The organism is Streptococcus suis (genome assembly GCF_019856455.1).
Taxonomy (GTDB): domain Bacteria; phylum Bacillota; class Bacilli; order Lactobacillales; family Streptococcaceae; genus Streptococcus; species Streptococcus suis_AE.
This window is the reverse complement of record NZ_CP082205.1, coordinates 311,565-334,334: the sequence shown is the minus strand read 5'-3', so window position 1 is coordinate 334,334 and position 22,770 is coordinate 311,565. Positions and strand designations below refer to the sequence as shown.

Annotated in this window: 15 protein-coding genes and 1 pseudogene; 6 read left to right on the top strand and 10 right to left on the bottom strand. The window is 43.0% G+C overall.

The window, feature by feature from the left end:
- Positions 1-131 precede the first annotated feature (131 nt).
- Entirely contained in the window at positions 132-1,253 is a 1,122-nt protein-coding gene (locus tag K6969_RS01780) for an IS110 family transposase (protein WP_015445098.1), read from the top strand.
- A 753-nt stretch (positions 1,254-2,006) separates the two neighbouring features.
- On the opposite strand, the gene K6969_RS01775 is transcribed toward K6969_RS01780, so the two are convergent.
- Entirely contained in the window at positions 2,007-3,023 is a 1,017-nt protein-coding gene (locus K6969_RS01775; protein ID WP_171943120.1) for a LysM peptidoglycan-binding domain-containing protein, read from the bottom strand.
- A 347-nt stretch (positions 3,024-3,370) separates the two neighbouring features.
- Positions 3,371-4,354 carry a Gfo/Idh/MocA family protein gene (locus K6969_RS01770; protein WP_029173017.1) on the bottom strand — a complete coding sequence of 328 codons (984 nt, stop codon included), beginning with the start codon at positions 4,352-4,354 and terminating at the stop codon, positions 3,371-3,373.
- An 84-nt stretch (positions 4,355-4,438) separates the two neighbouring features.
- Between K6969_RS01770 and rnhC the strand changes: the two genes are divergently transcribed.
- The 4 genes from rnhC to K6969_RS01750 all read left to right on the top strand — a co-directional run bounded on the left by rnhC (position 4,439) and on the right by K6969_RS01750 (position 9,444).
- The gene (gene rnhC, locus K6969_RS01765; RefSeq protein ID WP_029173016.1) at positions 4,439-5,329 is read left to right on the top strand and encodes a ribonuclease HIII; all 891 of its coding nucleotides are present in this window, start codon (positions 4,439-4,441) and stop codon (positions 5,327-5,329) included.
- Positions 5,330-5,338: 9 nt separating this feature from the next.
- Complete coding sequence (lepB, locus tag K6969_RS01760) at positions 5,339-5,968, top strand: signal peptidase I (protein WP_029173015.1); 630 nt, start codon at positions 5,339-5,341, stop codon at positions 5,966-5,968.
- Between the two features lie 218 nt (positions 5,969-6,186).
- Positions 6,187-8,679: an ATP-dependent RecD-like DNA helicase gene (locus K6969_RS01755; protein ID WP_171943119.1), complete on the top strand. Its 2,493-nt coding sequence runs from the start codon at positions 6,187-6,189 to the stop codon at positions 8,677-8,679.
- A 390-nt stretch (positions 8,680-9,069) separates the two neighbouring features.
- A complete protein-coding gene (locus tag K6969_RS01750; RefSeq protein WP_237656693.1) occupies positions 9,070-9,444 on the top strand; it encodes a hypothetical protein in 375 nt (124 codons plus the stop codon).
- 446 nt (positions 9,445-9,890) lie between these two features.
- Here the strand turns inward: K6969_RS01750 and K6969_RS01745 are convergent, their stop codons facing one another.
- Both K6969_RS01745 and K6969_RS12335 read right to left on the bottom strand, forming a co-directional pair.
- A complete protein-coding gene (locus K6969_RS01745; RefSeq protein ID WP_171943118.1) occupies positions 9,891-10,946 on the bottom strand; it encodes an LPXTG cell wall anchor domain-containing protein in 1,056 nt (351 codons plus the stop codon).
- 274 nt (positions 10,947-11,220) lie between these two features.
- Positions 11,221-11,292, bottom strand: coding sequence for a hypothetical protein (locus K6969_RS12335; protein WP_231640516.1), 72 nt, complete (start codon positions 11,290-11,292; stop codon positions 11,221-11,223).
- 214 nt (positions 11,293-11,506) lie between these two features.
- On the opposite strand from K6969_RS12335, the pseudogene K6969_RS01735 reads away from it, so the two are divergent.
- Positions 11,507-11,728: pseudogene (locus tag K6969_RS01735) on the top strand (transposase); the annotation flags it as partial.
- A gap of 6 nt (positions 11,729-11,734) precedes the next feature.
- On the opposite strand, the gene K6969_RS01730 reads toward K6969_RS01735, so the two are convergent.
- From K6969_RS01730 to K6969_RS01705, 6 genes are all read right to left on the bottom strand, one after another.
- Positions 11,735-12,655 (bottom strand): 1-phosphofructokinase family hexose kinase, encoded by a 921-nt coding sequence (locus K6969_RS01730; RefSeq protein WP_029173011.1) that lies wholly within the window; start codon positions 12,653-12,655, stop codon positions 11,735-11,737.
- 96 nt (positions 12,656-12,751) lie between these two features.
- The gene (locus K6969_RS01725; RefSeq protein WP_171943117.1) at positions 12,752-13,381 is read right to left on the bottom strand and encodes an NAD(P)-dependent oxidoreductase; all 630 of its coding nucleotides are present in this window, start codon (positions 13,379-13,381) and stop codon (positions 12,752-12,754) included.
- A gap of 318 nt (positions 13,382-13,699) precedes the next feature.
- Complete coding sequence (locus tag K6969_RS01720; protein WP_321537445.1) at positions 13,700-14,659, bottom strand: IS110 family transposase; 960 nt, start codon at positions 14,657-14,659, stop codon at positions 13,700-13,702.
- Positions 14,660-14,767: 108 nt separating this feature from the next.
- Complete coding sequence (locus K6969_RS01715; protein WP_029173009.1) at positions 14,768-15,187, bottom strand: Rrf2 family transcriptional regulator; 420 nt, start codon at positions 15,185-15,187, stop codon at positions 14,768-14,770.
- A 42-nt stretch (positions 15,188-15,229) separates the two neighbouring features.
- Positions 15,230-16,297, bottom strand: a complete 1,068-nt coding sequence (dinB, locus tag K6969_RS01710) for a DNA polymerase IV (protein ID WP_171942950.1) — start codon at positions 16,295-16,297, stop codon at positions 15,230-15,232.
- Positions 16,298-16,617: 320 nt separating this feature from the next.
- A complete protein-coding gene (locus K6969_RS01705; protein WP_171942949.1) occupies positions 16,618-22,683 on the bottom strand; it encodes an endo-alpha-N-acetylgalactosaminidase family protein in 6,066 nt (2,021 codons plus the stop codon).
- Positions 22,684-22,770 lie beyond the last annotated feature (87 nt).

Below are 22,770 nucleotides of genomic sequence, written 5' to 3'. Positions count from 1 at the left end.
TTGGTAACTATTGCCTTTTATAGACAATATGTAAAGACCCCCAGTTGAGAATTCGTGGATTTACCTGTACACTAGAATAAAAAAACAATCAACTTCTAACAGGAATTACCACACTCAATTGGAGGTCTTATATGTTTCATTTTACCACACTTTTCATCGGAATGGATGTTCACAAAGAAAGTTTTTCACTCTGCTATTATGATATGATGGCGAATCAATTCAAACATAGCACTAAAGTTGGTCCAAATGTTAGCTATATTGTGAACTATGTGAATGAGCTTCGTCGTTTATATGGTCAAGATGCAGAAGTGTTATGTGGCTACGAAGCCGGATGTCTTGGATTTACCCTATATCACCAGCTACAAGCTCACGGGATTCCCTGTATCGTGATGGCGCCTACAACGGTGATGAAGGAAGGATCTAAGCGTGTTAAGACTGATAAAAAAGATGCAGCTCAGCTCGCAAAAGCTCTGGCCTTTCGTAGCTATCGGCCTGTTCATATTCCTACTGTTGAGGATGAACAAGTCAAAGAATATATCCGCATGAGAACAGACCACAAAGTGGCTCTGAAGAAAATCAAACAACAAATTCTTGCCTTCTGTCTCCGACATGATTTTCGCTATACCGAGGGAAGCAGTAATTGGACACAGAAACATGTCCGCTGGCTCCGTTCCCTAAATCCTGATGGACTTTACGCAGAGATTTTGACAGAATATCTATTGACCTATGAGAAATTAGTAGATCAAATAGAACGGTATGATGCACGAATTGAGCAACTGGGTCAAAGCGACAGTTACCAAGAGAAGGTCTCACGGCTTTCTTGCTTTATTGGCATTAAAACACTAACTGCTCTTTCCATTGTGACAGAAATCGGTGATTTTAATCGCTTTGCGACAGCTCAACATTTTGCTTCTTATCTTGGGCTAACTCCTAGCGAAAATTCTAGCGGCGACAAGGAGAGAAGAGGTGCTATCACCAAAGCTGGGAATAGCCATGTGAGACGACTTCTGATAGAAGCTGCACAATCATTGGCTAAGGGGACGATTGGGTATAAATCCAAAGAATTGAAAAGGAGACAAAGTGGAAACCGAGTGGAGGTGATTGCTTATGCGGATAAGGCTAATGAACGCTTAAGAAGACGTTATCGCACACTTGTTCTAGGAAAAAATAAGAAACAAAATGTTGCTAAAACAGCTATTGCACGAGAATTGTCTGGTTTTATTTGGGGGATGATGACAGGAAGAATAGCTTGAAGTTAGCGCTTGTTTTCATGTACACTTTTGACCATTAAGTTTTATCATCGCAGAGCGATGAGGAATCCCTATTTCTATCCAAAATCACTGGGTGAATTTGGACAGAAATAAGGATTGAAATCATGTTTGAATGGAAAGTATCTTGAAGGAGTTTAGGACTTCAAGGTTTGAGTCATCTACGAAACGACTAAGTGGCACAATTGTGATCCACGCTTATAGAGAGTAGGACTCGCGGCAGAACCATTGACCTGTAGGTAACCAATCCACGAATATCAGAGTGGCCAATGCCCGAAGCTAAGAACTAGGCTCTTTCTAGATACTTTTCATTTTTTTATCAGTTCGATTGTTTTTACTTGACAAAGGGCTTTACATATCAGAGAGTAGGACTCGCGGCAGAACCATTGACCTGTAGGTAACCAATCCACGAATATCAGAGTGGCCAATGCCCGAAGCTAAGAACTAGGCTCTTTCTAGATACTTTTCATTTTTTAATCAGTTCGATTGTTTTTACTTGACAAAGGGCTTTACATATCAGTCATTTGAATTAACTTTGATACATCATCACTTTCAGCTTGCCGTACTCTACGAAAGTGACTTGTTTCGCAAGTCTTATTTCCAACCTAGAACAGCCTCTAGGCTGTCCTAGCTGCCTGCACCTCAGTTCCTTGTCTGAAAGTTAATTCATTCGACTATATTACTACATATAAAGCAATAACCGTTTCAGATAAGGCTGAAACGGTTATTTTTGTAAGTCTAATTAAAAGATACATGCACATGATCGTAGTGGTTTTCAGTAACGCTACCACGGTCTGGCATCAGGTTCCATGTATAGGCTGGACCATAGATACTGTCATACGGCGCATAGAAGCGCTGTTTCCAAATGATGTAGTTGATATTTTTAGAAGCTAAGTTTGCAACTGCATAAGCCGCCACTTGATCCCCAAGTGCTGAACTTTGTGGCACCATAAAGTCAATTGCCAATCCCTTACCATGGTCGCCAGAATCACCAGGACGGTAACCTGAGAAAGAAGTAATACCGAAGGCATTTGCCACTTCTGCGCGGAAGGCTGCTACCTGAGGTTGCAAACCGACATCATAAGCACTTGTACTTGTTGTAGTGGTTGATAGGGCTGTCACTTGTGGAGTTTCAACTACAGGCTGTTCTACAACTTCCTCTACAGGCGCTTCTACTACAGGCTGCTCTACAACTTCCTCTACAGGTGCCTCAACCACAGGTTGTTCTACAACCTCCTCTACGGGCGCTAAGTCGGTAACTGATGAAATTTGATCCAACGGAACAACCGTATCCTCAACCGTTACTTGATTGGTTGTTAGGTCAACAGTTGCCTGAACGGTCTCATTTGTGTTTCCCTGAACAGGAGCTTCAATCTCAACCTGAGTCACTTGATTGTTTTGGTCAACAGTCGTCGTCAGTACCGTATCAGGGAAAATCAAGTTGATATCTGCAATTTGATTTATTTTCGCCAGCAAGTCCATATCAATATTCATAGCTGAGGCGATGGCAGATAGGGTATCTCCATACCGAACAGTATAGGTCATCCTTCCTTCTTCTTGTACAATTTCTGGGCTAATTTCAGAAACAGTACGTGGAGCCCATTCGATGGCTAAAACATTTGTCGAAATCATCCCTGTACTAAATAGGGAAAGAGCCAATGAAGATGTGTATAACATCTTCTTATTGTTTTTCATGATAGGTGTTTTTCTCTTGCGACGCATATGTTGTGGTTTATTTGTTCTCTTACGTTTCATAATCTTATTCCTTCTTTATTTTGAGATGGTTCTATCTTACCTAAATCAAATCTGAAAAACAAGCCTTCAACCGTTCTTTTAAATAAACTGTCTCCACTATGTAATCTTAGGACTTTTCTGTCACACAATCAATATAAATGTCATCTGACTGTCATATTATTAGATAATACTCAATGAACATCAAAAACAGACTCGGAAACGCAGATCCAGATAGAACTAACGTTCACCAAATCAAGTCAACAACGTCTGGATTTTCGAAGAGTATAAGTAAAAAATAAGAGTAAGGCAGTAATCCAACAATTGGCTACTAACTCACTCTCATTTCTATTTTCGGATTAGTCAAAAACCTACATTTCTTCAGGATAAACCAAGCCCCATTCTTTACGGGGTTGGGTCATGATATCCATGACATCTTGGGTGTAGGCTAGGTGCATGGTGTTTTCGATGCCTGCGACAGCTTTTTCCATATCCGCCACTTCATAAGATAGCGCCTTGGCTGTCTCGCCCGCTTCGATGACCTCTTGACTACCGTCTTCAGTATAGGTAATAACCGCCTTTTGTCCACGAGGATACTCGTAGAGCTCAATGTAGCCTTTATCGTAGGCAATCGTTCCGCGTTTTGGCTGTTTGGCATGGAGGGTCAGGGCGATGGTCGCCATTTGACCCGCATCATTACTGAGCAAAATACCTACTTGCTCGTCTACACCTGTCGGAGCCAATTTAACCTGAGATAAAACCTGATTTGGCTTTTCAGTCATAAACCAACGGACAAAGGACAGAGCGTAGACACCAATATCCAAGAGGGCACCGCCGGCCAAGTTCTTATTGAAAAAGCGGTTGGTCATGTCATATTCCTTGTAGCTGCCAAAGTTCATCTGAATCATCTTCAAATCTCCCAGCTTGCCACTTGCAACAACTTCGCTCAACTGACGATAGATTGGCATGTGGAAAATGGTCATGGCTTCTGCCAGGATAACCTGATTTTCTTCTGCCAGTTGAATGGCTTCTGCTAATTCTTCTGAATTAAGCGTAATAGACTTTTCACAGAGGACATGCTTTCCAGCCTTCAAGGCCTTTCTCAAATAATGGATATGGGTATTGTGAGGCGTAGAAATATAGATAATGTCTACTTCAGGATCCTCAAACACTTCATCGATTTCTCGATAAACTTTCTCAATGCCATATTTTTGCGCAAATTCCACACCCTTGTCATAGGTACGGTTGGCTACCGAATAAAGATTTCCTCCCATAGCCTGCAAGGCCTGAACCAATTCGTTGGCAATGACACCTGTTCCCAGAGTCGCCCATTTATACTTCATTTGAACTTCCATAGTCTACCTCACTTTCTTCTACCATTATAGTAAATTCCACCCTTTTCTGCACACTCTAACTAGCATTTGTGTTACAATAAGAAGATGAACACTGTTGTACTAAAGGTATCTGCTCAGCAAAAACAAGCCATGATGGCTCACTATGACCGCTATCGGCAGACCAGCAAAAATCCTTACATAGAAGCATTTTTCAAACTGACCGGTGCCAGCCTGTCCATCTACACTTCTGGAAAAGTCGTTTTTCAGGGGGAAATGGCAGAGCAGGAAGCAGGGCTCTGGGGCTATGAGCCAGAAAGCTCTGGACAGACGACCATACCTGGTCAAAACCTGCCCATGATTGGTACCGATGAGGTTGGAAACGGGTCTTATTTTGGAGGTTTGGCAGTCGTTGCTAGTTTTGTCCGCCCAGAAGACCATGCCTTTCTCAAGTCGCTTGGTGTCGATGATTCCAAAAAAATGACAGACCAAAAAATCTGCCAAATCGCTCCTCTCTTAAAAGAGAAAATCCCCCACCAAGCTCTGCTATTGTCACCGAAAAAATACAACGAAGTCATCGAGCAAGGCTACAATGCGGTGTCTGTCAAGGTCGCCCTGCACAATCAGGCTATTTTCCTACTCTTGCAAAAGGGTGTCCAGCCTGAGAAGATTGTCATTGATGCCTTCACTTCCAGTCAAAATTATCAAAAGTACTTGAAGAAGGAAGCCAACCAATTTGCCAACCCCGTCACTCTAGAAGAAAAGGCTGAGGGCAGGTATCTGGCTGTGGCAGTATCTTCTATTATTGCTAGAGCTATGTTTTTAGAAAATCTTGTCCAGCTTGGTCAACTAGTTGGGATGAATCTGCCGTCTGGTGCAGGCAGTAAATCCGACCAAGTCGCAGCAAGCATCTTAAAAAACTATGGCATGGCTGGTCTCAATGAGACTGCAAAACTTCACTTTGCTAATACGCAAAAAGCACAAAAATTATTGAAATGAGGAAAAAATATGGGAGCAATCCAAAAAACAAAACGCTCACCACTAGTCGCCTTCTTAGCTGAATGGGGCATCTTTTTACTATTTATGGCAGCTTTTTTTGCCAGTCGATACTTTATCTGGAATCCTGTCTCTGTCGATGGCCATTCCATGGACCCAACGCTTCAACACCAAGAAAAACTCATCATGCTAAAAACAACCTCTATCGACCGCTTTGATATTGTTGTAGCCAGTGAGACAGACAGCGACGGCAAGGAAAAACTGATTGTCAAACGTGTGATTGGTATGCCAGGTGACACCATTCGCTACGAAAACGATGTCCTCTATGTTAACGACCAAAAAGTGGACGAGCCTTACTTAGATGAATATCTCGCTGCATTCCAGAAAGATAAACTTCAAGAAGTCTATTCTTACAACAAACAATTCCAAGCTGTGGCACAATCTGCTGAAGCTTTCACACAAGATGCCAATGGTTACGTAGACTTTACCGTGACAGTCCCAGAAGGACAATACTACCTGATGGGAGATGACCGCCTTGTCTCACTAGATAGTCGTAGTGTAGGAACATTTTCCCGTGAAAACCTCAAAGGAGAAGTTGTCTTTCGCATGTGGCCTCTCAACCGTATTGGGACTGTTGATTAATACTCTTCGAAAATCAAAACTATCCGTTGTCAAGAGCCTTGATGAGTGAAAAGCTCCGGTGGAGCTTTTCAGCCTGTTACCTTGAAACAAGACAGTAACAGAGTTCTATCATCAGCTTCGTTTCCTAGGCTATTTTTGATTTTCATTGAGTATAACACAAACAAGTTTGGAGCAATCCGTTCCAAACTTCTTTTTCATTATTATTGGAAATAAACTCTATGAACGAAGTGTATTTTACCGGCACCATTGACCGGATTATTTTTGAAAATCCTAGTAATTTTTATAAAATCCTTCTCCTTGAAATTGAGGAGACAGACGCAGACTATGATGACTACGAAATTATTGTGACCGGAACGATTGCCGATGTCATTGAAGGAGAAGACTATCGTTTCTATGGCAATCTGGTCACCCATCCCAAGTATGGTCAGCAGCTGCAAATTTCGCGTTACGAACGCAGCAAGCCTACCTCAGCTGGTCTGGTCAAGTATTTCTCCAGCGAGCATTTCAAGGGAATTGGACGCAAAACGGCTGAAAAAATTGTTGAACTCTATGGAGAGGATACAATCGACAAAATTTTAGCTGAACCTGAAAAACTAACTCAAATCACAGGCCTATCCAGCAAGAACATGCAGGCATTTGTCGAAAAACTCCGCCTCAATTATGGAACCGAGTTGATCTTGGCAAAACTAGCTGAGTACGGCATTCCAAACAAACTAGCCTTTCAAATCCAAGACCAGTATAAGGAAAAAACACTCCAAATTATTGAAGAAAATCCCTATCAACTGGTCGAAGATGTCCAGGGGCTCGGCTTTACCATTGCCGATAGGATTGCGGAAAACCTGGGAATTGCCAGTGATGCACCCCAACGTTTTCGGGCAGGCATGCTATTTAGCCTCATCCATCGCTCCATGGAAACAGGCGATACCTATGTGGAGGCCAGAGACTTACTGGAAGCAACCCTTGAACTGCTGGAAAAATCCCGCCATACAGAACTGGACCCCGCTGCTGTTGCCCACGAGTTGACAGGACTGATTGCAGACGACAAGGTACAGCAAGAAGGCACAAAGATTTTTGACAACAGCCTCTACTTTGCCGAACATGGTATCCATAAAAACCTGATCCGTCTGATGGGAAAAAATGGTTTCAACCCCTTCCCACGCGCAGACGTTGAGGCTGCTATAGCAGAGCTGGAAACTATGTCTTCCCTGACCTACGATGACATTCAAAAAGAAGCCATCGTCCAAGCCATTACCAATCCGCTTTTCATTCTGACAGGCGGACCAGGGACTGGAAAAACAACGGTTATCAACGGTATTATCGCGGTCTATGCCATCTTGCATAAGATTGACCTGACTCGCAACCGAGAGGAATGCCCTGTCCTCCTAGCCGCTCCAACTGGACGAGCAGCCAGACGGATGAATGAATTGACAGGTCTGCCTTCCGCCACCATCCACCGCCACCTCGGTCTGGTAGAAGGACAGGAAGAATCCTGCCGTGATGATTATTTGGATGCCGACTTTATCATCGTGGATGAGTTTTCTATGGTAGATACTTGGTTGGCAAACCAGCTCTTCCAGAACATCTCCTCCCAAACCCAAGTTCTGATTGTCGGCGATGCGGAGCAATTACCATCTGTCAGTCCCGGTCAGGTCCTTGCTGACCTCTTGAAAATTGACAAGCTACCCAGCATCACTCTAGAACGTATCTATCGTCAATCCGATGATTCGACCATTGTTACCCTAGCCAGCCAGATTCGCCAAGGTGCCCTGCCGAGCGATTTCCGCGAAAAAAAGGCAGACCGCTCCTATTTTGAAGCGCAAAACGAACAAATTCCAGCCCTGATTGAGCGCATTATCGGCGCAGCTATTAAGTCCGGTATTCCAGCAAACGAGGTACAGATCCTCGCGCCTATGTACCGTGGTGCTGCAGGTATTGACCAACTCAACACCATGACCCAGGCCCTGCTCAATCCACTGGAAGAGGGAGAGCTAGAATTCCTCCATAATGAGCAAGCCTTCCGCCAAGGCGACCGGATCATCCACCTAGTCAACGATGCCGAGACCAATGTCTTCAATGGCGACTTGGGCTACATCACCGACCTCCTACCGGCCAAATATACGGACTCCAAGCAGGATGAAATCACCATCAACTTTGACGGCAGCGAGGTCTCCTATCCCCGTAACGAATGGTACAAAATTACCCTAGCCTATGCCATGTCCATCCACAAGTCCCAAGGCAGCGAGTTCCAGGTCGTTATCCTTCCCATCACCCGCACCAGCCACCGCATGCTCCAGCGCAATCTGGTCTACACCGCCATCACCCGTTCCAAGAGCAAGCTCATCCTCCTGGGCGAAATCTCCGCCTTCGACTACGCCGTCAAAAACGCCGGCACCGTCCGAAAAACCTATCTGGTCCCACGTTTCCAAGGGGAAATAGCAGAGCAGGACAGCAAGGAAGCTTTGGCTGAAAAAGCCGAAAGTAAAACAGCGGCAACCACACAAACCCAGCCCCCTACTCAGCCAGACAGGAAAGAACAGGTTAAAGTAGTCAAAGAAAACAACCAACAACTCTCCCTTCTTGATCAAGACCAGCCAGAAAAAACAAGTCCCCAACCCAGAGAATATATTCTGACTGTGGACAACCTGCTAACCATCGACCCCATGATTGGCATCCAAGAGGCAGATATAGAGGAATTTTTCAAGAATAAGTAACAAAACTATTTCTTTTATTACAAAAATGTTGCAAATATTACATTTTTATGTTGACAAGCTTGTTTTTATTTGTTCTTACCTCTGTTTATAAGTAGAGGTGAGAACAAATGAAAAAGATATTCAACTACTCAGTATTGTTGCTCCCTGTAACCTGTCTATTGACAGCTTGTTCAGCAAAAAAGCCAGACCGAAGCAGTCACTAGTAAAACGACCCAAGCAAGTACCAATCAGACTAGCGCCTCCCAGCCTGCTAGTTCCCAAGAAAATACAACTGAAGCCAGTTCATCAGCAGAGAATAGTCAACAAGAACAACAAAACCAGGAAACTCAGAACTCTCAAGCCCAAGAAAGTGTCCTAAGTACCGAAACAACTCACACTCAACTACTAACTTTGCCAGCTACTACTATTCCAGATAATCTAGTCGGCAAATGGCAAGGAAGCAGCCAGCAAGCACGCAATGTTGAAGTAACTATCAGCGCAGACGGTACCTTTACTACTTATGAAGATTTTCGACTTAGTGAAGACGAGGAAGGAGAACAGCTCATCCAGACCTACACAGCTCGAGTTACAGATCTGGTTGAATATGCTCTAAACCACTACCTGATTCGTGGAGTTGATGGCGAAGGTTCTGCCCTTCTTCCAGGAGTAACTGGCCTCGGCGGACATATTGCACCAGGTTTTATCCTCGAGGACGGACAATACAAGGTCATTATGTGGGGAAATCCTTTTAACCCATCTGTAGAATCCGTGTACGATCTAGTATAAGAACCTCAGGTATATGCAACCTTGGACAAGGTCGAGTAACCACAAGGTTTATTCCCCTATTCTCTAACAAACTTAAAGGAATATTCGTGCATCCCTTTCCGAGAAGAAGACAAACATCTTACTTACAGTGTTTGTCTTTTTCTATTGTTCTCCATTTCGCTCTCCATAGAAATAAAGAGCAAGTCAACAATAGCTACCTGTTCTTTCAAAGAGTAGCGCACTTGTGAGGAAATCGGCTATGTTATGCTCAATGAAAATCAATGAGAGCCTAGGGTCGACCTGAGTTCAGCAAGGTAAGTTGACTACAGATATGTTTAATTTCAAAAAGTATTACCAACTAAGGTAGACTTGGAACAAAGAGTGTCATCATCCTTCCCAAACCCTTCTATCTGCACAAAAATAAGGAGGGGAACCCTCCTTAAGTGTGATTAGTTACTGATGATTGATTAGTTTTCTTGTTTTTTGGCAAGCACTGCTGCTGCACCAAGAAGTCCTAGAGCCGTAGCAAAATAAACTGCTGTAGATGCTTCACCTGTTTCTGGAAGCTCTGCTGCTGATGCTGTTGGAGTAGCTGCTACCACTTCTACTTTAGGAGCCTTAGCTTCTTCTTTAACAACTTCTACAGTTGGCAATTCTTCAGCTTTTACACTCTCACCCTTAGATGTTTCAATAGGAGCACCAAGTGTTGCAGGGTCAATTGTTGGAAGCTCTACTGCTGTTACACTAGCACCTTTAGAGAAGAGATACTCACCTGCTTCATCTTTAGCAACTTCTACAGTTGGTAATTCTTCAGCTGTTACACTTTCACCTTTAGCTGTTTCCAAAGCTGGCAACTCAGCTACTGGAAGAGCTGGTGCTGTTACACTCTCGCCCTTAGCTGTTTCAATAGGAGCACCAAGTGTTGCAGGGTCAATTGTTGGAAGCTCTACTGTCGCACCTTCACCCTTAGCATAAAGATAGAATTCTCCATCTTTACCACCTACTTGCACTTCTGGAATCGCTTCTGCTGTTGGAGCCTCAACTGGTGTGTTTGTAAAATACAAACCATTTTCATCCAAGGCAACCGCTACTTCATTTAATGTTGGTGCGGTAAGGCCCTCACCATGTTTTGTGATATCTACAGTACTTGGATCCAAGGCTGACAATTCTACTGATGCAGTCACACCTGTACCGTGCGCATAAACATATGGCTCACCATTGTCAAAACCAAGTGCTACTTCTGGAAGTTCCGCAGTCACACCCTCGCCATGTTTTGTGATGTCCACCGTACTTGGATCCAAGGCTGGTTTGTAGTCAGAGTTCAATACGCTGCTACCTTTTGCTGTCAATTCACCTGTATTGATATTGAAAGTTGGGATTGGATCTGCATAAGCACCTGTACCATGTGCAGTTGCTACACCAATCTCATTAGCTGATACAGTTGTTCCTACAACCGCAAGAGCTGCCAATGATACCAAACCAATAGAGGTTTTTCTCAAAAGATATGTTTTCTTTGTTGACATAATGTCACCTTCCCTTATATATAATCTACATTTGAAATAAAGCTGAGATAATGTTTCACCATTATCCGTGGCTCTTATCCTAACCATCACCCTATAAATGCAATGATTACAGTTATTATACCCCCCCCCCCCCCGATATTTTTGTCAAGTTTTTTATTGTATTTTTTATCATTTTCTTTATGTAATTTTTTGGAAATCGGCGCAAAACCTTTCTTGTTTTTCTGAAAATAAAGGGAAACAAAAAGGACCATTTAGGTCCTTTTTTGTATGTAGATTATTTTCTTTTCTTGAGCAAGGCTGCTGAGCCAAGAAGACCTAGACCACCTACAAGCGAAAGAACTGTCATCACTTCACCAGTTTCTGGAAGTTTTTCTGATGCTGTTGAAGTTGTTTTCTTCTCTGCTGCTTTTGTTTCAGTTGCTTTAACTGTTGCAGGGTCAATTGTTGGCAAAGCGGCTGCCTTAACGCTTTCACCTTTGACAGTTTCCAAAGCTGGCAATGTTGCAGTTACACCTGTACCTTTAGCTGTTTCTACAGCACCTTCGCTTGTTGGAAGGTCTGTTGTCACGCCAGCCTCTGTCCATGATATCAAGGTGGTTTATGAGCTATTAGAGGGGTGTAAGCAATCGGTTATCTTAGGTGATTTAGGCTACCTGAGCAGTGAACTCAAGAAGGACTTAGAACAAGAAGGTTACCATCTATGGACGCCGTTTCGTAAAAACATGACTGGGTCCGAAGAACATAACAATTGGAAAGTGATGGCCATGAGACGAACTGAGGAAATATTTTTAAACCTGCTCTAGAACAACTTTACCCGCTATCTCTGCAAACTGCTCTGCTTCAACCTCTGGGAAGTAGTTAAGACAGTTAGCAGTTGCAAAGGCTGCTGCCTCTTTCAAGAAAATCTCAGGGTCTTGTCCTTGGCTGATACCCTTAACTAGCAAGCCTAGGTAGAAATCTCCTGCCGCAATGGGATTGCGCGTTTCCTTCTTAGGCGACTGGATACGGAAGAAGCGCTGACCAATCTTTGCCAAACTTCCCTTTCCACCCATGGTAATAATGATATTCTCATGCGGCGTTACTTCTTTTAGTATCCGCAAAATGTCCGCTGGACTTTCTTCATCCAGATCTGGATAGATGTCCTTGAGCTCTTCATTATTGATTTTAATCAAGGCTGGGCGAGCTTGATAGGCAGCTTGTAAGGCTGGTCCACTGGTATCCACAATGGTCAAGACCTCTGGATATTTTTCAATAAATCGCTGAATATAATCATCCGGCATGCCCTTCATGAGACTGCCTGAAAAGACTAGGATATCGCCAGCCTCTAGGCTAGTTTCTATCTGCTGGGTAAATTGATTAAGTAGGTCCTCTGTCAGTTCAAAGCCTTTTTCATAGAAAAGAACGACGTCGCCTGTGCTGGTTTCTACGTAAATATTGCAGGTTCTTGTGTTCTGATTATTTTCAACGACCTGCAATTGATTTCCCTTTTGGACATTGAGGTCCTGAATGTAGCGACCAATCTGCCCACCTAAAATGGTATGGATAGTGTAGTCTGTCACTCCATTTTCTCGAAGTGCATAGGCTACGTTGAAACTTTTTCCACCAGGATAATCCCTCACTTCCGTCGGTCTCAGGGGAATATTCTTTTCAATCTTTTCCACAAGAAGCGTGCGGTCTAGGGCTGGATTGGGACAAATTAAGTGAATCATAGGGAACTCCTTTTTTGTTTTGTACATATTATTATACTATATAAACCAAAAAAATAAAAAAGATAATTCCACGATGGGAACTATCTTTCTACTATTTTATGATGCAAAAACCGAAATTCGTTCTTGCTGGTAGCCACCTTTTTCCGCAATGTCAACCAAAGCCACAGCATAGTCGGCATAACTAATATAGCTTTCACCTTGGGCATTGACTTGGAAAACCTCGCCAGCCAAAGTGTAGGCACCTGCTTTTTGACCTTCTGCATCAAAATCGGCTGCTGGGCTGATGTAGGTCCAGTTAACTGCTATCGCCTGACGATAGAGGTCTAGACCAGCACCCATAGCCTCAGCGATTGGCAGGTATTCCGTAGGGAAATCTGGTGTATCTTTCAGCATAGCTGTCTGGCTCTCGTCTAAATAAAGACTGCCTGCACCACCAACTACTAAAAGACGAGTTGGACTACCAGCAAGGATGGTCGCTAGATGCTCAGCAAGACGAGCGTGATCCGGCAAGGTTTCTGGTGTCCAAGCACCAAAAGCATTTACTACTACATCAAAGCCCGCCAAGTCTTCCTTGCTAAGTGCAAAAGCATCTTTTTGGATCACTTCCTGGGCTGCGCTCTTGTTTTCAGAACGGACAACGGCCGTCACCAGATGACCACGTTCTACTGCTTCTTTGGCAATGGCTTGACCTGCTTGACCGTTTGCTGCAATAATGGCGATTTTCATATTGTTTACCTCACTTGTTTTGTTGTAATGATTTTATTTACAACGAAAGTATAAATCATTTTGATTGTAATATCAATCGTTACAACTCGAAAATTAAAAAAATCATCACAAGGATGATTCACTAACTAGTCTTTTAGTGCTAGGGCAACACTCTACAGACTACTTCAACAGTCCAGTGGAGTGTTTGAAGTAGGAAATAAGGAAACAAAGTTTCTCCTTACGTTGACCTAATAAAACGACTGATATGTAAAGCCCTTTGTCAAGTAAAAACAATCGAACTGATAAAAAAATGAAAAGTATCTAGAAAGAGCCTAGTTCTTAGCTTCGGGCATTGGCCACTCTGATATTCGTGGATTTATACCCAATCGTCCCCTTAGCCAATGATTGTGCAGCTTCTATCAGAAGTCGTCTCACATGGCTATTCCCAGCTTTGGTGATAGCACCTCTTCTCTCCTTGTCGCCGCTAGAATTTTCGCTAGGAGTTAGCCCAAGATAAGAAGCAAAATGTTGAGCTGTCGCAAAGCGATTAAAATCACCGATTTCTGTCACAATGGAAAGAGCAGTTAGTGTTTTAATGCCAATAAAGCAAGAAAGCCGTGAGACCTTCTCTTGGTAACTGTCGCTTTGACCCAGTTGCTCAATTCGTGCATCATACCGTTCTATTTGATCTACTAATTTCTCATAGGTCAATAGATATTCTGTCAAAATCTCTGCGTAAAGTCCATCAGGATTTAGGGAACGGAGCCAGCGGACATGTTTCTGTGTCCAATTACTGCTTCCCTCGGTATAGCGAAAATCATGTCGGAGACAGAAGGCAAGAATTTGTTGTTTGATTTTCTTCAGAGCCACTTTGTGGTCTGTTCTCATGCGGATATATTCTTTGACTTGTTCATCCTCAACAGTAGGAATATGAACAGGCCGATAGCTACGAAAGGCCAGAGCTTTTGCGAGCTGAGCTGCATCTTTTTTATCAGTCTTAACACGCTTAGATCCTTCCTTCATCACCGTTGTAGGCGCCATCACGATACAGGGGATCCCGTGAGCTTGTAGCTGGTGATATAGGGTAAATCCAAGACATCCGGCTTCGTAGCCACATAACACTTCTGCATCTTGACCATATAAACGACGAAGCTCATTCACATAGTTCACAATATAGCTAACATTTGGACCAACTTTAGTGCTATGTTTGAATTGATTCGCCATCATATCATAATAGCAGAGTGAAAAACTTTCTTTGTGAACATCCATTCCGATGAAAAGTGTGGTAAAATGAAACATATAAGACCTCCAATTGAGTGTGGTAATTCCTGTTAGAAGTTGATTGTTTTTTTATTCTAGTGTACAGGTAAATCCACGAATTCTCAACTGGGGGTCTTTACATATTGTCTATAGTTCCGCCAAGAGATCAGCAAGCCTTGTCTTAGCAAGTTCATTTTCCAAAGCCGACTGAGCATTTTCCAAACGGCTATCTAGCAGGGGATGAATATTGCGACCTACTTGGCAGGAAGGATTCGGTTGCTCATGAAAAGCGAATAATTGACCTTTTTCTCCAAATAACTCCACAGCCTGATAGACATGAAGGAGGGAAATTTTATCTGGTGCTTGGGCCAAACGTGCGCCACCTACACCACGCGCTACTTCTACCAGACCAGCCTCCTTGAGTTGAGACAAAATATTTCGGATAATGACAGGATTAACCCCGACACTGCCTGCAATGCTGGTGCTGGTCTGTTTTACCTTGTCTCCCTCCAAGGCCAGCAAGACCAAAATATGACTGGCAATGGTAAATCTACTTGAAATTTGCATCTCTTCTCCTTTGTTTCAGTCTATCATAGACTGAAACAGAACTCAAGTTTGAAAATTAGTCACGGTCACACCCAGCAAACGAATCCCTTTTTCAATCTTCCCAATTTCTTCAATTAGTTGACGAACCTCTTTCTCAATCGTTTCCGTCTGGTCCGTATACACCTCTAGACTATGACGTTTCGTCAAGGTAGAAAAGTCACCATAACGTACCTTTAAAACAATTGTTCGCCCCTTTTTTCCATTTCGTTTCAAACTGGCTGCGACCCGTTGGCAGAGACTGATTAGCTCTTTCAGGACATCCTCCTCCCGATAAAGAAGTTTGCGATAGGTTCTTTCCTTTCCAATTGACTTACGAACACGGTCCACTTTAACGGGCGAATTAGAAATCCCCCTCGCTTTCCGATAAAGGTCGAAGCCAAAACGCCCAAAGCGATCTATCAAGACCATTTCTGGCACGTCTAGTAAATCCTTCCCTGTGTAAACCCCCATCTCATGCAGGCGTTCCACCGTCTTCTTCCCCACACCGTGAAATTTTTCAACAGGCAGGGAGGCGAGAATACCAACAGCATCTTCAGGTAGAATCAAGGTCAAACCGTGCGGTTTTTCCATATCAGAGGCAATTTTTGCCAAAAATTTATTATAGGAAACACCGGCAGAAGCTGTCAAATGCAGTTCATTCCATATGTCGTATTGGATGAGTTTGGCGATTTTGACCGCTGAGCTGATGCCCAACTTATTTTCCGTTACATCCAAGTAAGCCTCATCGATAGACATGGGTTCCACCAAATCAGTATAGCGATGGAAAATTTCTCGAACCTGTCGCCCAACTTCCTGATATTTTTCATAATTGCCAGAAATGAAAATTGCCTGAGGACAACGCTCATAGGCCTCTTTTGAGGACATGGCCGAGTGAATGCCAAAGGCACGTGCCTCATAGCTACAGGTAGACACCACTCCTCTACCGCCAGATAGTCTTGGGTCAGCCCCAATGATAACAGGTTTGCCCTTCAAAGCAGGATTATCCCTGACCTCAATGGCAGCAAAAAAAGCATCCATATCTACATGAATAATTTTTCTAGATAAATCATTGATTAAGGGAAATATTAACATGGACACTCCTTTCTGCTCCTTACTACTAGACATATTATAGCCTATCTAGCAAATTTTTTCATAAAGCGAACATTGACGAGCAAGTAGTACTCAATGAAAATCAAAATCAGACTAGGAAAGTCAGATGTAGATAGAACCCTTCTACTTTCGCATTTTTAGATATTAGAATTTTCAAATGTATAAACTTAGACGTGTCCTGTTTCTAATTCCATTTTGCTATAAGGTTGTGAAAAGGTTCGATAAACAATACAAAAGAGGCAGGTCCAATACCTACCTCTAATGTATTTGGAGAACAAGCTAAGTATTTTTTTCTGAAATGACTACTCAAATCGTCTTCTTCGAGCCGCCATAGCCATTAGACCTACTAAACCAGCTGCTAGGAGCAAGCCTTGTTCAGTTGTTTCACCTGTTTGCGGTAAAGTAGCTGAAGTAGCTTTTGCTGGTTTTGGACTAGCAGCTTCTTTCGCCAAGCTTGCAGGATCAATACTTGGAAGAGCAGCTGCTGTAGGAGCATAGTTAGGAACTAAGCCTCCATCGAAAGCAGGTAATGGTTCTGCTTTAACACTATCACCTTTTGCAATCACAAGCGGTGGCAATTCCCCTAACGGAAGAGGATCTGCTTTGGTACTTTCTCCTTTAGCAGTGACAATGTCCTCATCTTGTTTGACTGGCTCATCAACTGGTTGCTCAACCGTGCCTGGATTTGCAGGTGTTTCACTAGCATTCAAGCGAGCAACTGTAGCATCTAAGATATTTGCTGTCAAAAGATTTGCAGCTTCGACAGAAGCCATAAAGTCTTCTACTTCTTTGACAAGAGCTGTCTTACCTGCTGAACGTGCTGCAGTAAGTGCTGCTTCATATGCTGCCTTATCAAGGGTGGCTTCTTCCTGAACAGGTGTCAAGAAACGGAATTCAGCAGCAGACATAAATTGATCTGCAGTATCACCGTATGAGGCAGTACCTGTAATCACAATCTTCTTAGCCTTAATTGTCTTACCGAAATCAATTGTCTTAGTAGCACTTGTTGCTGGCCAATCCGCACCAGTAAAGGTATGTTCCACGTTTTGATCATCAGTAATTACCAATGTCAATGCTTTCAAGATACCGTTACGGCCTGATTGTCTCGGCACGTATTCAAAACGTTGAATGTCAACTGGTCTACGAAGGTTCACTGTCGCTGGCTCATTAATATGACGGCCATTCCATGGTGTGTGCCAGATAGTAGAAGGATTGCCATCAAAGGCTTTAGCTAGTTCTTCACCTTCTTGAGCATTAGCCTGAGCCAAGCCAATATCTTCGTTTGTGATCGCTGTTTTCTTCACTTGAAGATTTTGACGGGCTGTATTGGCAGTAGCAATCAAGGTACGAGCATCTTCGATACTAATATCCTCAGGAGCTGCAGACACTGCTAACAAAGCTTCTTTGTACGGTGCCAAACTTGCTTGAGTATAGTTTTCATTCAAGACTGGAGTATTCAAGTTATAGTAATCTGTTGTCAACAAGTGACCAGTCAAGGTAACTTCTTCAATCACCAGATTATCTAGCATAAAGTCATTGTAGCCTCGGAAGTTGGCATTTCCACCAGTATCTCCCTTAGTATCACCACCACGGCGTGTTGAGAAGATACCAACCCAAGTATTGCCAGAATCTGCACCTGTAACTAAGAAACTTGCTTTCTTAGCCTTATCACTATCTTCCCATGAATTGTTCAATGGATTCAGCGTTAGGCTACCGGCATCATTGTTATATCGTCCTTCGCCGATAGCAAAGGCATAAGTTCCATTGGAACCAGCTTCATAATCAAAGCTTACACGATAGGCCTTGCCAGCTTCAAAGCGGAAGTTTTGTGGAATAGTTTGGTAAACAATGCTATTGCGAGCTGTCAGACCATTTGTCTTGAGTGACCAAGTGCCTTCAATGACATCGTCCACCTTCTTACCATTCCAGCCACGTTGAGTGTATGGAGCATGTTTTTCTGCTAGGTGGGTACGGTTGTCCTCAACTCGTTCAATACCACCGATAACAAATGGGAAAATACCTTGCGGAACACTCTCAAAGTTTTGCTTGAAGGTACCAGCAGTTGTATTGTGACCACCTGCAAACATGGTTGAGTCATTTTCAAAGACACGAATTTCATCAAAATAGGTTGCTGCAGCATCTGCATCGCGAGATAGGGTCAAGCGTACATTATCCACATTGTCTCCAGTCGTAAAGAAGACATACATATTTTGGAAGTAACTTGTATTGTCAACTGTCGCATTCTGTCTCAATGTGTTATGAGCATAGGCTTTAACGTAGTTCAGAGCAATAGACTCATTTGTATAGTTTGTAACTTCTGAACTGCCTGTATTGACTGTAATGCTAGCTTTTGCTGTACTGCGGTTGTCTACCCCTACATAAGCTGCATAGCTGGTATTTGGTTTCAGGCCAGTCAATTTTTGACTGAGACTAACTTTGGATGTATTGCCTTGGATACGGAGCATATCGTTGGCACCTTGGGATTTGACCAAAGTAGCCTTGCTAGTATCACCATCAATTGTCCAATGGTCTAGCTTACCTGAGTTAAAGCCTTGGTCATAGATATGCATGCCGTCACTCCAGGACATCTCTGGATTTGTCTGAGGAGATTTATAGAGGACATACGGCACATTTGCATCCGCTTGAATGGTAATTTGACCATTGGTTACTGCCAATTCTTGAACATCTGTCTTACCTAGCTCAGTAAGTTTGTAGAGGTAAACCTTATTACCAGTCCAATCTGATGGGAGGGTCCAGGTTGTAGCACCTGCTTCTTCGTTGAAGTAGTACATTTTGTGTTTGTCACTAGTCAGGTCATTACCATTCGCATCCCAGTTCCAAGGCACTAAGTATGCTGCGCCATCCTGAATCTTACGACCATTCAAGGTTACTGTACGTTGGCGATAGCCTTCATTCTTGACATCGTTGGATTTACGAGTTAATACAAGTGTATTGTTAGCCTTATCCTTCAAGGTGATTTCCATCTCTGGTACCCAAGTGTAAGTCTCACCGTTGTCCCTCATACGAACAGGGTCACCATTCTTCCAGTTGGTTACTTGGAAGTGTTGGATATACTTGGTCATCAGGTTGTTGGCAAACAAGTTGGTAATGTAACCATTATAGTCACTACGTCCTTGCCATCCTTCGAAATCTTTCATATCGTAGCCGCCAAGCAGTGGATAGTTTGCAGCACCACCATATGCAGGATAGTCACCAACCCATGAATCTTTTTGGTGGTTACGGATGAAGCGGGCGATATTAGAGTTGATACCTTTCAGAGTGTAGCCACCGTAGGTCAAATCTGCTGCCCAGTGCTGGAAGGTCGAGTCATACTCACCTGCATAACCCCATTCAAAGGCATTTCTCCAACCTTGCATATTGATTTCTTTGGCAAGAACATGAGTTTCCCAAGCATTTTCGCCACCAGACTGACCATTACCCCACACATCGACATAGATAAAGTCTAATCCGTCACCCAGTTCTTTCTTCAAATCTTCCCAACGTTTCAAACGGTTGTGGGCCAAATCATAATGACCACTGATGTTGATACCTTGATCAATCCAGTTCCAACCATAGGCGTAGTCACCATTTGCCTGACGACGAAGAATCTCTTCAGAGAAGTATTGGGATTCTGGATAGGTTTCAGATGCATTGACGTGAATACCTAGTTTTGCACCATATGGTTGTGATTTTTCAATCAAGGTCTTGAAGTCTTCTGTACCACCGATACGTTTACCAATATCTGCATAATTCAAGTGTCCAGAGTCATGACCTTCACTACCATAACCTTTCAAGAGGATACTTTGTCCCAAGCCATCTGTATGAAGGGCAATTTTCTTAATACCATCCAAGGTCATCAAGAATGGGTTTTGAGCCTGTGATCCAAAGTTCATGGCAATACGGTAAGCTACCAGTTCCGGTACATATTCATGCCCTTTTGGATTGTTCATGATATCACGGTAAGCTATAGCCCCATCTTGCCAGTCTACCTTATTATCATTGTTTGCATCAGCTGCAAAAACTACTTTTGCACTTGGCAATTCGAGAGTATATTCCGGATAAACGACACCGTTGTGGGCTCCCTCCCATCTCCATGGAGAGGAAGCAATTCCTAGATGAACACCAGTTTCACCATCAACAGTATATCGGTGGCTATTTGTTGTCAAGCGTGTAAAGTCACTTGCACCACCACCATAGCTATTTTGTGAATTACTCCAAACTGCTGCCGCAAATTGATCTGTTGAAACAAAGCCATACATGTACCCTTGACGTTGGTAATTCACACCATCTTGCAATTGAATATGCTCATCACCTGTACGATGGGTGTGGGTCGACATGCGGCTTCCATCAAATTTTGCATCGGTTTGATGGCTAGCGACTGAAACCAAATTATTTTCATCAAAAGCAATGGTTTGGATCAACTTGGCAACATCATCAATCTCTGCTCCATAGGTCACTTGGTTGCGGTTATTAACTTCCAAAACATCAAAGTGAAGTTCTTTACCTTCTACCTTGATTTGAACTTTGATAGAAGCGTTGATTTTGTTAGCTTCATCCACAACATCCAAAACATAGTGAGCGGTCTTGTCGTCAACTTTGTTATAGGTAACGGTTGGCGTCACTTTCACATTGTTGATGCGTAGTGAATTGAGGGAATGAACCTGTCCAAATACCTTGTTCCCGTTGAAAGTATATTCTCTAACACGTGGGAAGGCACGGTCAATCTTAGCAGTAAGAACATCTGAAGCAAGGGTCTCGTAGGAAACATTGCTATCATTTAGTACAATTGCATCTTCTGTTGTTGTCTCAACTGGTTTGACGCCGTCTTGGTTGTCTGCAACCACGTTAACCTTGGTTAGTTGTTGGCCATAGGTACCCAATTTCAAGGCAATGCGCTTGTCATTTGCCAAGGCTTGACGAACTTCTGTTCCGACTGTATAGGTATCAAATAAGTTCTGACCATTGACAGTCGCATTTAATTGTCCGTCTGACTTATAAGAAATCTCTAGGCGGTTGGTGCTTCCCTTAGTTGGTGCTTGAACACTGCGATTGCTGAGATAATTGCCTTGACCATTTACCTTGTACTCCCAGAACCATCCACCGTTGTCATAGCCGACAAAGATATGGTTGCGTTCATCCCTGTGTTTCAAATAGACACCAAAACGACCATGACCAGCTTCTGAATTTTCCACAAAGGTCACTGCAAGGTTGGCGTTGTCCGAAGCATCTACTGTCAAACCTTCTTTAACAAACAAGGCTACATTCTCAGAATTGTTATTAGATGTAGTAGAAGCAAGGGCATTATAGCGAACACCATTTACTTCTACGACACCAACTGTTCCTTGAACAGTCGATGCTGGACGCCAGTCTGGTCCAATGGTTGTAGGAGCTGTATTTTCAGTTGCTACTGGGGTTGGTGTAGTTGGAGCAGTAGGTGTTATAGGTGTCCCTGTACCAGTTGTGGCATTCGTTATTGGCTGGCTAGCAGTTTCTGAAACTCCTTCTTGGTTTTTAGCAACAATATCTACCACTGTACGGTCAGCATCACGGCTAGTTACTTTTAATTTTGCTGAGCGTGTATTCTTCAAGTCATTCCAAGCTGCTTCAGGAATTTGCTTGGCAGCAAATAATTCCTGAGCTTCAGTCATGGAATCTGAAATAATAGATGCAGAAATTTCCCCAGTAGATGTCAGGTTAACACTTAATTCATAGAGAACATTTCTTTCAGGAGCAGGTACCCGTTGCCCTTGGTACCATGTGCTTCCGCTTGGAGACTTGTACTCCCAGAACCAACCACCTTTATCATATCCAACTAGGACATGTTTATTTTGATCAGTATGATTGAGATAAACACCAAATCGAGCCTTTTCTGGCTCAGAACGTTCTACAAATGACAATGATACCTCCGCACTGCCATCTGCATTCATCTTCAAGTCAGAATTTTCAAATGTTCCAATATTTGTCGAATTGTCCTGACCTGCAACAGAGGACAAGCGGTTGTAACGAATTCCTTCTTCTTCAACCACCTCAACTGTACCAGCCGGTGTAGAAGTTGGCGTCCATTCCGCAGCGACTTCTTGAGATTCTGACTGGGCAAAATTCAATTCCGTCCGTACTGCTTCTATATCCGTAGCAACTACCTCGTCTGTTTGGGAGCTATCTTGATCTACAACTCCTTCATTTGTATTGCTAACATCGTTGTTTTCTATCGTCTCAACAGGAGTATCGGCAAGCGCTGTTCCCTCTGCCAATACTGTTCCACCTGAAAATAGAGAAATTCCTACGATAACTGACGCCGCACCTACTGTCAATTTTCTAATTGAATATCTATTCTTCTTAGAAAATAATTCCTTAGAGTAAGCTCTCATCGTCTGCCTCCTTTTTATCTTTTGTTATTAATATAATATACACATACATTCTACATGATAGCGCTTTCTTTGTCAATATATCAACCC

Coding starts and splice junctions, on each gene's coding strand:
- K6969_RS01780 (WP_015445098.1), top strand. CDS start 132: ATGTTTCATTTTACCACACTTTTCATCGGAATGGATGTTCACAAAGAA.
- K6969_RS01775 (WP_171943120.1), bottom strand. CDS start 3,023: ATGAAACGTAAGAGAACAAATAAACCACAACATATGCGTCGCAAGAGA.
- K6969_RS01770 (WP_029173017.1), bottom strand. CDS start 4,354: ATGGAAGTTCAAATGAAGTATAAATGGGCGACTCTGGGAACAGGTGTC.
- rnhC (WP_029173016.1), top strand. CDS start 4,439: ATGAACACTGTTGTACTAAAGGTATCTGCTCAGCAAAAACAAGCCATG.
- lepB (WP_029173015.1), top strand. CDS start 5,339: ATGGGAGCAATCCAAAAAACAAAACGCTCACCACTAGTCGCCTTCTTA.
- K6969_RS01755 (WP_171943119.1), top strand. CDS start 6,187: ATGAACGAAGTGTATTTTACCGGCACCATTGACCGGATTATTTTTGAA.
- K6969_RS01745 (WP_171943118.1), bottom strand. CDS start 10,946: ATGTCAACAAAGAAAACATATCTTTTGAGAAAAACCTCTATTGGTTTG.
- K6969_RS01730 (WP_029173011.1), bottom strand. CDS start 12,655: ATGATTCACTTAATTTGTCCCAATCCAGCCCTAGACCGCACGCTTCTT.
- K6969_RS01725 (WP_171943117.1), bottom strand. CDS start 13,381: ATGAAAATCGCCATTATTGCAGCAAACGGTCAAGCAGGTCAAGCCATT.
- K6969_RS01720 (WP_321537445.1), bottom strand. CDS start 14,659: ATGTTTCATTTTACCACACTTTTCATCGGAATGGATGTTCACAAAGAA.
- K6969_RS01715 (WP_029173009.1), bottom strand. CDS start 15,187: ATGCAAATTTCAAGTAGATTTACCATTGCCAGTCATATTTTGGTCTTG.
- dinB (WP_171942950.1), bottom strand. CDS start 16,297: ATGTTAATATTTCCCTTAATCAATGATTTATCTAGAAAAATTATTCAT.
- K6969_RS01705 (WP_171942949.1), bottom strand. CDS start 22,683: ATGAGAGCTTACTCTAAGGAATTATTTTCTAAGAAGAATAGATATTCA.